Annotated in this window: 12 protein-coding genes and 1 pseudogene; 9 read left to right on the top strand and 4 right to left on the bottom strand. The window is 64.8% G+C overall.

Annotated elements, in window-relative coordinates:
- Window positions 1-127 precede the first annotated feature (127 nt).
- Together gap and AB7849_RS02920 are read right to left on the bottom strand one after the other, a co-directional pair.
- Complete coding sequence (gap, locus tag AB7849_RS02925; RefSeq protein WP_008207506.1) at window positions 128-1,129, bottom strand: type I glyceraldehyde-3-phosphate dehydrogenase; 1,002 nt, start codon at window positions 1,127-1,129, stop codon at window positions 128-130.
- 94 nt (window positions 1,130-1,223) lie between these two features.
- Complete coding sequence (locus tag AB7849_RS02920; RefSeq protein ID WP_237711730.1) at window positions 1,224-1,550, bottom strand: ArsR/SmtB family transcription factor; 327 nt, start codon at window positions 1,548-1,550, stop codon at window positions 1,224-1,226.
- Window positions 1,551-1,627: 77 nt separating this feature from the next.
- Between AB7849_RS02920 and AB7849_RS02915 the strand changes: the two genes are divergently transcribed.
- The 8 genes and pseudogenes from AB7849_RS02915 to AB7849_RS02880 all read left to right on the top strand — a co-directional run bounded on the left by AB7849_RS02915 (window position 1,628) and on the right by AB7849_RS02880 (window position 7,972).
- Complete coding sequence (locus tag AB7849_RS02915) at window positions 1,628-2,503, top strand: MBL fold metallo-hydrolase (RefSeq protein WP_008207510.1); 876 nt, start codon at window positions 1,628-1,630, stop codon at window positions 2,501-2,503.
- On the top strand, window positions 2,500-2,916 hold the full coding sequence (locus AB7849_RS02910) for a YeeE/YedE family protein (protein ID WP_369500530.1): 417 nt from the start codon (window positions 2,500-2,502) through the stop codon (window positions 2,914-2,916). Before AB7849_RS02915 ends, AB7849_RS02910 begins: the two co-directional genes overlap by 4 nt.
- Before the next feature lie 14 nt (window positions 2,917-2,930).
- On the top strand, window positions 2,931-3,341 hold the full coding sequence (locus AB7849_RS02905; protein WP_008207517.1) for a DUF6691 family protein: 411 nt from the start codon (window positions 2,931-2,933) through the stop codon (window positions 3,339-3,341).
- 58 nt (window positions 3,342-3,399) lie between these two features.
- A pseudogene (locus AB7849_RS02900) lies at window positions 3,400-4,209 on the top strand (S1/P1 nuclease).
- 73 nt (window positions 4,210-4,282) lie between these two features.
- The gene (pyk, locus tag AB7849_RS02895) at window positions 4,283-5,758 is read left to right on the top strand and encodes a pyruvate kinase (RefSeq protein ID WP_008207520.1); all 1,476 of its coding nucleotides are present in this window, start codon (window positions 4,283-4,285) and stop codon (window positions 5,756-5,758) included.
- Window positions 5,759-5,790: 32 nt separating this feature from the next.
- Window positions 5,791-6,348, top strand: coding sequence for a hypothetical protein (locus tag AB7849_RS02890; RefSeq protein WP_008207522.1), 558 nt, complete (start codon window positions 5,791-5,793; stop codon window positions 6,346-6,348).
- A gap of 45 nt (window positions 6,349-6,393) precedes the next feature.
- Window positions 6,394-6,840 carry an energy transducer TonB gene (locus AB7849_RS02885; RefSeq protein WP_008207524.1) on the top strand — a complete coding sequence of 149 codons (447 nt, stop codon included), beginning with the start codon at window positions 6,394-6,396 and terminating at the stop codon, window positions 6,838-6,840.
- Between the two features lie 124 nt (window positions 6,841-6,964).
- Window positions 6,965-7,972, top strand: a complete 1,008-nt coding sequence (locus tag AB7849_RS02880; RefSeq protein WP_008207526.1) for a class I fructose-bisphosphate aldolase — start codon at window positions 6,965-6,967, stop codon at window positions 7,970-7,972.
- A gap of 76 nt (window positions 7,973-8,048) precedes the next feature.
- Here AB7849_RS02880 and AB7849_RS02875 read toward each other — a convergent pair whose 3' ends face one another.
- Together AB7849_RS02875 and AB7849_RS02870 are read right to left on the bottom strand one after the other, a co-directional pair.
- Entirely contained in the window at window positions 8,049-8,642 is a 594-nt protein-coding gene (locus AB7849_RS02875; RefSeq protein ID WP_008207528.1) for a porin family protein, read from the bottom strand.
- 258 nt (window positions 8,643-8,900) lie between these two features.
- A complete protein-coding gene (locus AB7849_RS02870; RefSeq protein WP_008207531.1) occupies window positions 8,901-9,488 on the bottom strand; it encodes a porin family protein in 588 nt (195 codons plus the stop codon).
- Window positions 9,489-9,737: 249 nt separating this feature from the next.
- Here AB7849_RS02870 and tkt point away from each other — a divergent pair, with 249 nt between their 5' ends.
- Window positions 9,738-11,738: a transketolase gene (gene tkt / locus AB7849_RS02865; RefSeq protein ID WP_008207533.1), complete on the top strand. Its 2,001-nt coding sequence runs from the start codon at window positions 9,738-9,740 to the stop codon at window positions 11,736-11,738.
- The last annotated feature ends 637 nt before the right edge of the window (window positions 11,739-12,375 follow it).

Below are 12,375 nucleotides of genomic sequence, written 5' to 3'. Positions count from 1 at the left end.
TTGAAACCAGAGCATCGCCCGCCAGCGGGCTCCACAGGAAAGCGGGGCGGCGTGCGAAAACCGGCGCGCATGAAAAAAGCCGCGTCGATGCCTCGACGCGGCTTTTTTGCATGTGCTCGTGCGGGAATTACTTCGCGACGACGCGCACCATTTCCAGGCACTTGTTCGAGTAGCCCCACTCGTTGTCGTACCAGGTCACCAGCTTGACGAAGGTATCGTCCAGCGCGATGCCGGCGGTGGCGTCGAACACCGAGGTGTGGGTCTCGCCACGGAAGTCCGTGGACACCACCTTGTCTTCGGTATAGGCCAGCACACCCTTCAGCGCGCCCTGGCTCTGCGCCTTCATTTCGGCGCAGATGTCCGCATAGCTGGCGCCCTTCTCGAGTTCGACGGTGAGGTCGACCACGGAAACGTCGGAGGTCGGCACGCGGAAGCTCATGCCGGTGAGCTTCTTGTTGAGCTCGGGGATGACCACGCCGACGGCCTTGGCTGCGCCGGTGGACGAGGGGATGATGTTCTCGAGGATGCCGCGACCGCCGCGCCAGTCCTTGTTGGACGGGCCGTCGACGACCTTCTGGCTCGCCGTGGCGGCGTGCACGGTGGTCATCAGGCCGCGCTTGATGCCCCACTTGTCGTGCAGCACCTTGGCGACTGGTGCCAGGCAGTTGGTGGTGCAGCTGGCATTGGAGATAATCGCCTGGCCCGCGTAGGTGGCGTGGTTCACGCCGAACACGAACATCGGCGTGTCGTCCTTGGACGGGGCCGACAGGATCACCTTCTTCGCACCGGCGTCCAGATGCTTCTGCGCCGATTCCTTGGTCAGGAACAGGCCGGTGGACTCGATCACCACGTCCACGCCCGCCTCGCCCCACTTCAGTGCGGCCGGATCGCGCTCCTGGGTCAGGCGAACCTTCTTGCCGTTGACCACCAGGTGGCCACCGTCGATCGATACGTCACCCTTGAAGCGGCCGTGCACGGAGTCATAGCTCAGCATGTAAGCGAGATAATCCGGTTCGAGCAGGTCGTTGATCGCCACGACTTCAATGTCGTTGCCGAAGTTTTGCACCGCAGAGCGGAACACATTGCGACCGATGCGGCCGAAGCCGTTGATACCGACCTTGATGGTCATGAGACAGCGTCCTCCAAATCGACGGGGATGGACGGCCGCGGCAGGCGCGGCCGGAAAGCGGGATTTTACAGCGAATCTGCAAGCCTTGCCGGGATCAGCGCTGCTGGCGCGTGGGCGGCCCGCAATAAATGTCGTGCAGTGTGTCCATCAGCGCCTGCACCGGCCCTTCGGCAAGACGGTAATACACCACCTGGGCCTCGCGCCGGGTTTGTACCAGCTCGGCTTCGCGCAGTTTCGCGAGGTGCTGCGACAGCGCGGATTGGCCCAGGTCCACTCGTTCCAGCAATTCGCCCACGGCCAGCTCGCCGCTGGCCAGGTGGCACAAGACCAGCAGCCGCTGTTCGTTGGCCAGCGCCTTGAGCAGCGCGCTGGCCTCTCCGGCGTGGGCGCGCATGCGGGCCATGTTGGGAGCAGGCTTCATGGGAGGCATGATGTCATAAGTTGCTAAATTAGATATTTCTAATATATAGTAACTCACAGATTCTCGGAGTCGTTGCCATGCCTGTAGTCGAGTCTTTCCTGCACGTTCCCACCTCGAGCTGGACGCATGTTGTCAGCGACCTCCCTGACGGCGTGGCGGCAGTCATTGATCCCGTACTGGATTTCGACCCGGCCAGTGGTCGTCTGGATGCGACGGGTGCGCGCACCGTGCTGGACCATCTTCGTGTCCAGCGACTTGATCTGGCCTGGATCCTGGAGACGCACGCCCACGCCGATCACTTGAGCGCTGCGGCGTGGTTGCGTCGCCAGACCGGCGCTCCCGTGGCGACCGGCGCGGGTGTGGTTGAAGTGCAGGCAACCCTCAGGCAGCGGCTGGGTCTTGGGCGCGAGTTTGCTGCCGAAGGTGCTCCGTTCGACCGCCTTTTGCACGATGGCGAGCGCCTGCCGCTGGGTTCGGCCATGCTGGAGGTGTTGGCCACGCCCGGACACACCGCTGACAGTGTCAGCTATCGGGTGGGCGACGCCGTATTCGTTGGTGACACCCTGTTTTCACCCGCCGCAGGCAGTGCGCGTTGCGACTTCCCGGGTGGCAGTGCCGCGACGCTGTATGCTTCCGTGCGCCGCCTGTACGCATTGCCGGATGACACCCGGCTGTATCTGTGCCATGACTATCCGCCCGAGGGCGCATGGCCACGCTGCATGGTGCCATTGCGCGAGCAGCGCGCAAGCAATGCGCATCTCACCGATGCCACGGACGAGGCGACCTTCGTGTCTCTGCGCGAGCAGCGCGACGCCTCGCTGGGCACGCCGCGGCTGTTTTGGCCAGCGGTGCAACTCAATATCCGCGCAGGTGAACTGCCGCCGAAAGATGCTTCCGGCGGGCATTTTCTGAAGCTGCCGCTGGATGCTTCGGCACTGGAGGCACGGACATGAGTCCTGCATTTGCGCCCTGGGCCGCGTTGGGAGGCGGAATGCTGATCGGTCTGGCCTCGCTGTTGTTGTTGGTCACGGTGGGGCGGATTGCCGGCGTCAGCGGTATCGCGGCGGGTTTGTTGCCGCCACGACTCGGCGACATCGGCTGGCGCCTGGCATTTGTGCTGGGCCTGCCGGCGGGCGCGGCGGTGTGGGCCCTGGGCGTGGGCGGTTTGTCGGTCGCCAGCCACGCGGCACCATGGCGCCTCATCCTGGCCGGGCTGCTGGTGGGTATCGGCACCCGCGTTGGCTCGGGGTGTACCAGTGGCCATGGCGTGTGTGGACTCGGTCGCGGTTCGCCGCGCTCGCTGGCGGCCGTGCTCGTGTTCATGGCGGTCGCCATGCTGAGCGTCTTCGTCCGGCGTCATCTGTAGCATGGAGGGGTGTCATGAAGTGGGTGATGGCATGGCTGGCCGGCCTGCTGTTCGGCGCAGGGTTGGCATGGTCCGGGATGGCTGATCCTCAACGGGTGCTCGGGTTTCTCGATGTGGCGGGGATGTGGGATCCCAGCCTGCTGCTGGTGATGCTGGGGGCGATGGGGACCTACGCGGTCGGTTACCGTTTCGTGGTGCGTTGTCCGCGACCCTTGCTGGATGGCGCGTTTCATCTGCCGGCAGAACGCCGCGTCGACGCACGCCTGTTGCTCGGGGCGGCGGTGTTCGGGACTGGCTGGGGTTTGGCCGGCTACTGTCCCGGGCCGGTGCTGGCTGGCATCGGGCTTGGCAATGCCGATCTGGTCTGGTTGCTGCCGGCCATGTTGCTGGGCTGGTGGGTATCGGCGCGCTGGCTGCGGAGATGACTGGCCGTGGGCGGGATATGGCAGACTCGTTGCCTGCATCATTCGGGAAGCCACTCTCATGTCGTACCGCCGCCTTGTCGTCGCGCTGCTCGCCGCGTTCGCCGTCGTCACCCCCGCCTGGGCCTGGGGCCCGCTCGGCCACAGCATCGTCGCCGCACTGGCACAGCGCCACCTCAGCCCGGCTGCCGAGGCCGAGGTCGAACACCTGCTGGCGCTGGATCATGTGACCGAACTGGCCGACGTCGCCAGCTGGCCCGACCAGATCCAGGACAACCCGGCCGATCAAACCCTGTGGAAGCAGACGCGCCGGCTGCATTACATCAATTTCCGCGGCGGCCCGTCGTGCGATTACGTGCCGCCGCGCGATTGCCGCAATGGCGAATGAGTGGTCGCTGCGCTGCAGCACTACATCGCGATCCTGGGCGACAAGAACCAGCCCGACGCGGTGCGTCAGCAGGCGTTGAAGTTCGTGGTGCATTTCGTGGGCGACATCCACCAGCCGCTGCATGCCGGTTATCGCGACGACCTTGGCGGCAACAAGTTCCAGGTGCAGTTCGAGGGCAAGGGCAGCAATCTGCATCGGGTCTGGGACTCCGGCATGCTCTACACGACCGGCCTTCACTGGCAGGCCTACACGCAGAAGCTCGATGCCGAAGGCCCGGTGGCGCTGCCGCCGCCGATCGCGCCGCTGGACAATCCCTACGCGCAGTGGGCCGAGGAATCCTGCCGGATCACGCGAGACATTTATCCGTCCAAACACAAGATCGGCCAGACCTACGTCGACGCGGAGCTACCGGTGGCCGAGCGCCGGTTGCGCATTGCCGGGCGGCGCCTGGCCGAGGTGCTCAATACCGCGTTGGGAGATTGATGCATAACGCACGCGCATGCCCTTGGGCTTCTGATAGTCTGATCGGACGATAAACGACACCAGACATGGCCGGATGACAAACGCAACGCAGAACCGCCGTACCCGCATCGTCGCCACCCTCGGTCCCGCCACCGACGCGCCGGGCATGCTCGAAAAGATCATTGCCGAGGGCGTGGACGTGGTCCGCCTGAATCTTTCCCACGGCCATGCGGACGATCACCGTGCCCGCGCCGACGCGGTGCGCAAGGCGGCGGCCGCTGCCGGCCGCGAAGTCGGCGTGCTGGCTGACCTGCAGGGGCCGAAAATCCGCATCGAGACGTTTGCGGAAGGCCCGGTGGAACTGGAGGTGGGCAAGCACTTCGTGCTGGATTGCTCGCCCGACGCCCCGCCCGGCAACATCGACCGCGTGGGCGTGAGCTATCACGAGTTGCCGCATGACGTGCATGCAGGCGACGTGCTGCTGCTGGACGACGGCCTGGTCGCGCTGACCGTGCTTGAGGTGGTGGGCGCCGAAGTGCGCTGCGAGGTGCTGGTTGCCGGCAAGTTGTCCAACCGCAAGGGCCTCAATCGCCAAGGTGGCGGGCTTTCCGTGACAGCGCTGTCGGACAAGGACAAGGCCGACATCAAGCTCGCCGCCGAGATTGGCGCGGACTTCCTGGCCGTATCCTTCGTGCGCTCCGCCGCCGACATGCACGAGGCTCGCCGCCTGTTGCATGAAGCCGGTGGCAACGCGGCGCTGGTGTCCAAGATCGAGCGCGCCGACGCCATCCCCGTGCTGGGCGAGATCATCGATGCGTCCGACGTGGTGATGGTGGCGCGCGGCGACCTGGGCGTGGAGATCGGCGATGCCGAGCTGCCCGGTTTGCAGAAGAAGATCATCCGCGAGGCGGTGGAACGCAATCGCGCGGTGATCACCGCCACCCAGATGCTGCAGTCGATGGTGCGTTCGCCGATTCCCACCCGCGCCGAAGTGCTGGACGTGGCCAACGCGGTGATCGACGGCACCGATGCGGTAATGCTGTCCGAAGAATCGGCCGCCGGCGCCCATCCGGACAAGGCGGTGGCCGCGCTGGCCCGCATCTGCCTGGGCGCCGAACGCCAGTTCGAACCGAAGGAAGACTTGTCCGCCGCACATCACCGGATGGACCGCACCGACCAGGCGATTGCGCTGGCCGCAATGGTGCTGGCCGGCCAGTTGGGCGTGCGCGCCATCGTCGCGCTCACCGAATCCGGCGCCACCGCGCAGTGGCTGTCGCGTTATCGCAGCGCGGTGCCGATCTACGGCATGTCGCCGTTCGCCGCCGCACGCCGCCGCATGCTGCTGCTGCGCGACGTGCAGCCGGTGGAATTCAGCCATGGCGAGAAGCAGAGCATGGCCGCCTCCACCCGCGCCGCGGTGCGGCTGCTGTTCGAGAAGGGCAAGCTGGGCGAGGGCGACCGCGTGGTGATCACCTACGGTGACCGCGTGGGCCACGTCGGCGGCACCAACACGCTGAAGCTGCTGTCGGTGGGTGCCGACGGCGCAGTAGATACCATGCGCGATCTTTGACGCCGGTAGCGCGGCGTTGCACAGGGAGGGGCATGAAAACGACGCTTTATACGGTGTTGTGCGTTGCTATCCGGCTGGCTGCGGTGTTGATGGCCGTGGAGCTGCTTGTCACATTGCTGTCGTTCTGGCTGGAAACCCGCGATGCGGTCCTGCGATTGATCGAGTTGTCCTTGATCATCGTGGGCCTGCTGATCGCCGTGGCGCTGTGGTTGAAACCGGGGTTGCTGGCGAGATGGGCGATCGGGCGTTCGGGACACGAGGTGCTGGAAAGCCCGCTGGGTGTCGAAGCCATCCAGCGCATCGCCTTTGCGACGCTCGGTGCGTGGTTGCTCGTGGGCGGGTTGTCGTCGGCTGTGCCGCAAGTCTGGATCGCGTGGCGAGTACATCGGATGGCCGCGATGTATCCGGATACGGCGATGGCGGCCTCGGCGTGGTCCGGCGTGATCCATGTCGTAGTGCAGATGGTTGCGGGTGCCGCCCTGTTGGTTGGTGCGCGGGGGTTGACTGGCATGCTCCACCGCTTGCGTGGTTATCCGCATGTCGACGACAAGCCGGCAAACCATGACACGGGCGTCGCGCAAGACGATTAAACTGCGTGCGTGCACCCGCTTTCGCCCCTGCGCAGGAGATTCCCGATGAACACCACGTCACGCCGCCTCTGTCAGTCGTTGTTGCTGGCTTCCGCCGTGCTCTGCACCCTGCCGGTATTGGCGCAGGAGGCTCGCAAGGTGGGCCCGCAGCAGCTGTACAACTACTGGATCCGCCTGAACACCAAGGTGCAGGTGAACATGCCCAACAGCGGCAAGAACCTGCTCAAGCCCGGTTGCGTGGCGGTCAGTTACCTGATCGGCTCCGATGGCGTACCGTTGCACGTGAAGGTGCAGAAGGTCGTGCCGGCCAGCGACCTGGGCCCGGCGGCGGCCAGTGCAGTAACCAATTTCCGTTATGGCCCGTCGCTGAGCAACCGCAGCCACAACCCCGTGGCGACCTACTACGTGGTGCCGTTCAACTCCCCCGACGACAAGGCGGCCCGCGACAAGCTGATGGCGCCCTGCGCCCTGCCGGGCTACAACCAAGGCTGAACCGACGTCTGTCGCGGATGCCGGTTCCGGCTACAATGCGCGGTTTGAGCCTTGCCAGCCCGTAGTGGGCGGCATCCACCCATGGGGCGGCCGAGTGGCCGCCATCAGTTTTGCGGAGTCGTTCATGAGCATCGAAGATCTCGAAAGCATCGCCCTGGCGATGGTTGCGCCCGGGAAGGGCATCATCGCCATCGACGAATCGACCAAGACCATCGCCAAGCGCTTCGAGGCGGTCGGTATCGAGAACAGCGAGGAGAACCGTCGCGCCTATCGCGAGCTGCTGCTGACCACGCCGGGCCTGAACGAGCATATCTCCGGCGCCATCCTGTACGACGAGACGATCCGCCAGAAGACCAAGGACGGCGTGCCGTTCACGGAAGTGATGAAGAAGGCCGGCATCATCCCCGGCATCAAGGTGGACAAGGGCCCGGTGCCGCTGGCCGGCTTCCCGGGCGACGTGGTCACCGAAGGCCTGGACGGCCTGCGTCCGCGCCTGGAAGAGTACGCCAGGCTGGGTGCCCAGTTCGCCAAGTGGCGCGCGGTGATCAACATCACCGAGGACAACCCCAGCTCCACCGCGATCGAAGCCAACTGCCACGCGCTGGCACGCTACGCCGCGCTGTGCCAGGAAGCGGGCCTGGTGCCGATGGTCGAGCCGGAAGTCATCATGGATGGCGACCACACCATCGAGGTGAGCTATGAAGTGCACGAGGCCGTGCTGCGCAGCCTGTTCAACGCGCTGTACGAGCAGAACGTGATGCTGGAAGGCACCATCCTGAAGTCCAGCATGGTCATTCCGGGCAAGGCATGCGACGAGCAGGCCAGCGTCGAGGAAGTGGCCGAGGCCACCGTGCGGGTGCTCAAGACCTGCGTGCCGGCCTCGTTGCCGGGCATCGTGTTCCTGTCCGGCGGCCAGACCGACGAGCAGAGCACCTCGCACCTCAATGCCATGAACCGCATGGGCCCGCACCCGTGGCCGCTGTCGTTCTCCTACGGCCGCGCCATGCAGCAGGCCGCGTTGAAGCTGTGGTCCAAGGACATGAAGGCGAACTACGCCGACGCCCAGAAGACCGTGCACGCGCGCGCCAAGGACAACGGCCTGGCCGCACTGGGGCAGTGGAACGGCAAGTAAGCCGATTCGCTGTTCGGCAAATGAAAACGGGCGCCTCGCGGCGCCCGTTCTTGTTTCCGACGTTTGCAGCCGTCGATCAGAAGCGGTATTCGGCGCTGACCGAGACCATGTCGGTGCTCAGGTCGACGTTGTGCTTCTTGGCGTTGTAGTAGTCGTAGTTCAGGCCGAGGCTGAAGTTGTTGGTGAAGTCGTAGCCGAAGCCGGCGCCGGCGTACCAGCTGGTGTCATCCAGGCGATGGCGGGTCGGCAGGTCGTCGTTGCTCAGGCCGTGGCCCTTCCAGCCGTAGATGCCGGTGCGGGCACTGACATACCAGTTCGGGCTGATGTTGAAGTGGCCGTTCACGCCGGCGGTCCAGCCATGCAACTGGGTCTTCTGGCGATCGACCACGCGATTGCCGTTGAAGATGTTCTTGGCGTGGATGTTGCCCAGATCGTTGTAGCCGATCTCGGCGCCCAGCGCGACCGACGGGCTCACCGCCCAGCGGTAGCCGCCGTTGATGCCGTAGCCGGTGTCGTGACCGTCATACGGGCCCTTGTTGATGGAAGTGCGGCCGACGTTGCCGTTGACGAACCAGCCACCGTTGCCGTTCGGCGCACTCTGCGCGAAGACGGCCGGGGCGGCCATCAGGCCGGCGGTGGCGAAAGCGAGGGCGAGCAGCGACTTCTTCATGGAGTGTCTCCTGTTATTGGAAAAACGGTGACCGACCGGGTTGGGGAAAACGGCGGTACCGGTGCCGAATCGGAATGAAATCCGACAAGGACGAATACTTAGATGGAGCACTACGGAAAAGATTCAACGACCGTAGTAAAAGCATTAAGTCTGAATTAATTCAGCAATCGTTCTGTTTTCTGAAATGTTGGGCTGCCAGGCAATCAGGCGCCTCCAGGTGCCTGATTGCACAGGCTTTGTCAAAGCCGTTTCAAGCCATCAGAAACGATATTCGCCCGATACGGTGTAGACGTTCGGGTTCATTTTCAGACCCTTGTCGGAGGCGCCGTAATAGTTGTAATTCAGGCCCACGCTCCACTGCGGGTTGAAGTTGTAACCCACGCCGGCGCCGGCGTAATAGCTGGTTTTCTCGAAGTGGCGGAATTGCGCATTGTCGCCGCCGGTCAGGCCTTCGGCCTGGGCGTAGAAAGCGCCGCCGCGAATTTCGGCGTACCAGTTCGGCTGGAAGTTGTAGCGCAGGTCGAGGCCGGCGGTGCTGCCGCGCAGCTTGGACTTGGTGCCGGGCAGGCCGTTATATGCGCCATCGGCCTTGGTGCGACCCAGGTACTGGTAGCCGACTTCCACGCCCAGCGAGGTTTCGGGGTTGATCGCGAAGCGATAGCCGCCTTTCACGCCGCCGGCGAAAGCGCCGTTGTCGTAATTGCCCTGGGTGATGTGGGCATAGCCGGCATCGGCGCCGACGTACCAGCCGTGCTGGGCCGTGGGGGTGGAGTCTTGCGCGAATGCGGCAGGAACCGCGATCAGGCCGCCGGTGGCCAGGGCAAGGGCAAACAACGTCTTGTTCATGGGGATGATCCTCTTGTTTTTGATGCGTCCCGCGACGCCTTGGGGAAAGGTGATGTCGCGGTCCGGCAACCGTCATGTAGCGGTGCCGTGCCATTAGATGGGCACACGCCTGAAGGGTTTCAATACCGTTAAGTGCAGTATTAAGGTCGGGTTAAGTCCCGCCCTCGGGCAGCATTGCTGCGCGACATGCCCATGGCGATCGGCGACAATGACGGTTTTTCGTCACCGCAGCCCATCGGAGATGCTTTCATGACCACCCGTCGCCAACTTGCCAATGCCGTGCGTGCCCTTGCCATGGACGCCGTGGAGGCGGCCAACTCCGGTCACCCGGGCATGCCGATGGGCATGGCGGATATCGCCGAGGTGCTGTGGAACGACTTCCACCACCACAACCCGGCCAACCCGCACTGGTTCAACCGCGACCGTTTCATGTTGTCCAACGGCCACGGCTCGATGCTGCAGTACGCCGTGCTGCATCTGTCCGGCTACGACCTGCCGATGAGCGAGTTGAAGCGCTTCCGCCAGCTGCACTCGAAGACGCCGGGCCACCCGGAAGCGCATGAGACGGTGGGTGTGGAAACCACCACCGGCCCGCTGGGCCAGGGCATCGCCAACGGCGTGGGCTTCGCGCTGGCCGAGAAGGTGCTGGCCGAGCGCTTCAATCAGCCCGGTTTCAATGTGGTCGACCACCATACCTGGGTGTTCTGCGGCGACGGCTGCCTGATGGAAGGCATCTCGCAGGAGGCGATCTCGCTGGCCGGTACCTGGAAGCTGGGCAAGCTCACCCTGATCTACGACGACAACAACATCTCCATCGACGGTGAAGTGCCAGGCTGGTTCACCGACGACACCGCCGGGCGTTTCGAGGCCTGCGGCTGGCACGTGATCCGCGACGTGGACGGCCACGATGCCGAGAAGGTCAAGGCGGCGCTGGCCGCGGCCAAGGCCGAGACCGGCAAGCCCACGCTGGTGATGTGCAAGACCATCATCGGCTTCGGTTCGCCGAACAAGGAAGGCACCGAATCCTGCCACGGCTCGGCGCTGGGCAAGGATGAGATCGCCGCCGCGCGCGACATGCTCGACTGGCGTTCGCCGCCGTTCGACATCCCCGCCGACATCTACGCCGGCTGGGACGCGAAGGAAGCCGGCGCCAAGCTCGAATCCGAGTGGAACGCGCTGTTCGCCGAGTACGCCAAGGCGCATCCGGAACTGGCGGCCGAGTTCAAGCGCCGACTGGCCGCCGAGCTGCCGACCGACTGGGCCGAGAAGTCGCAGGCCTTCGTCGAGAAGCTGCAGGCCGAAGGTCCGAACGTGGCCAGCCGCAAGGCCTCGCAGATGACGCTGGACGCGTTTGGCCCGCTGCTGCCGGAGCTGATCGGCGGCTCGGCCGACCTGGCCGGCTCCAACCTCACCATCTGGAAGGGCTCGGTCAGCGTTACCGAAGCCAGCCCCAACGCCAACTACATCCATTCCGGCGTGCGCGAGTTCGGCATGACCGCGATCGGCAACGGCCTGGCGTTGCATGGCGGCTTCGTGCCCTACGACGCCACCTTCCTGGTGTTCTCCGATTACGCGCGCAACGCCGTGCGCATGAGCGCGTTGATCCCGGCGCATTCCATCCACGTCTACACCCACGATTCGATCGGCCTGGGCGAAGACGGCCCCACCCACCAGCCGGTGGAGCACATGGCCTCGCTGCGCTACATCCCGAACAACCGCGTATGGCGTCCCTGCGACGCGGTGGAGTCGGCGGTGTCGTGGAAGTCGGCGATCGAGCGCAAGGATGGCCCTTCGTGCCTGGTGTTCTCACGCCAGACGCTGAAGCACCAGCAGCGCACCACACAGCAGCTGGCCGACATCGCGCGCGGTGGCTACGTGCTGTCCGATCCGGCCGACACCAAGTTCAAGGCGATCCTGATCGCCACCGGTTCCGAAGTGGAGCTGGCGATGGAAGCGGCGCGTGCGCTGGCGCAGCAGAATGTGCCGGTACGCGTGGTGTCGATGCCGTGCACCGAAACCTTCGATGCGCAGCCGGTGGAATACCGCGAGGGCGTGTTGCCCGGCTGGTGCCGTGCACGCGTGGCGGTGGAAGCCGGCATCGCCGATTTCTGGCGCAAGTATGTCGGCCTGGACGGCGAAGTGATCGGCATGACCACCTTCGGCGCCTCGGCCCCGGCACCGCAATTGTTCGATTACTTCGGCATCACCGTGGCCCACGTGATCGACGCGACCAAGCGCGTGATCGGCTGACGCTGGTTTTCGTGTCGTGAAAAAGGCGGGCCGCCATGGCCCGCCTTTTGTTTGTCAGTCAGGGTAGGCGAACGGGTTTGCGTGCTGCATGCGGGTGCTTTTCATTGGATGACACAACATGCGTCTGTTGAGAAGCGCTTCCAGCCTTCGTTCACTGTTATCCGGAAGGCGCAGGCTGTGTCGTTTTGCCGGAGTGTGGTCGCCTGCATGCCGCCACCTTTGGTGACGGGGTTCCGCCCGCCTGCCGGCGGCCGGGTTCATTTTCTCGCTTGTCCGAGAAAACGGAACCAAAAGAGGGACACCCTGCGTTCGCGCCCACCGGCTCTGCGAGCCGGCGGGTCCGCGCCCGGCTACGGGGGTTCGCCGACAGGGCATCGGGCAACTGCGTCCTGCGTTGCCTCAACTCCGGCATCCATGCCGTCGCCTGCCATGGCGTCGAACTGGCTGGCATCCCTGCCAGCCACCCTGCGGGCCTGATCCTCCGCCGCGCGCCGCTTCTCGAAGGGGATGAAAAAGCCGCACACCGCAGCGTCGAGTCCGATTACGCGAGCTTGCTCTTCCTACCCCTCAGTTGACGGTGACGGCGCGGCGTGGCCGTGCGTGTAACAGGAAGTGTCACGCAGGTTCCAAACACCTC

Origin of the sequence: Rhodanobacter sp. FW021-MT20 (genome assembly GCF_041107475.1) — a bacterium.
Classification (GTDB): domain Bacteria; phylum Pseudomonadota; class Gammaproteobacteria; order Xanthomonadales; family Rhodanobacteraceae; genus Rhodanobacter_A; species Rhodanobacter_A glycinis.
The sequence above is the reverse complement of the archived record's forward strand: the minus strand, read 5'-3'. Positions and strand labels throughout refer to the sequence as shown.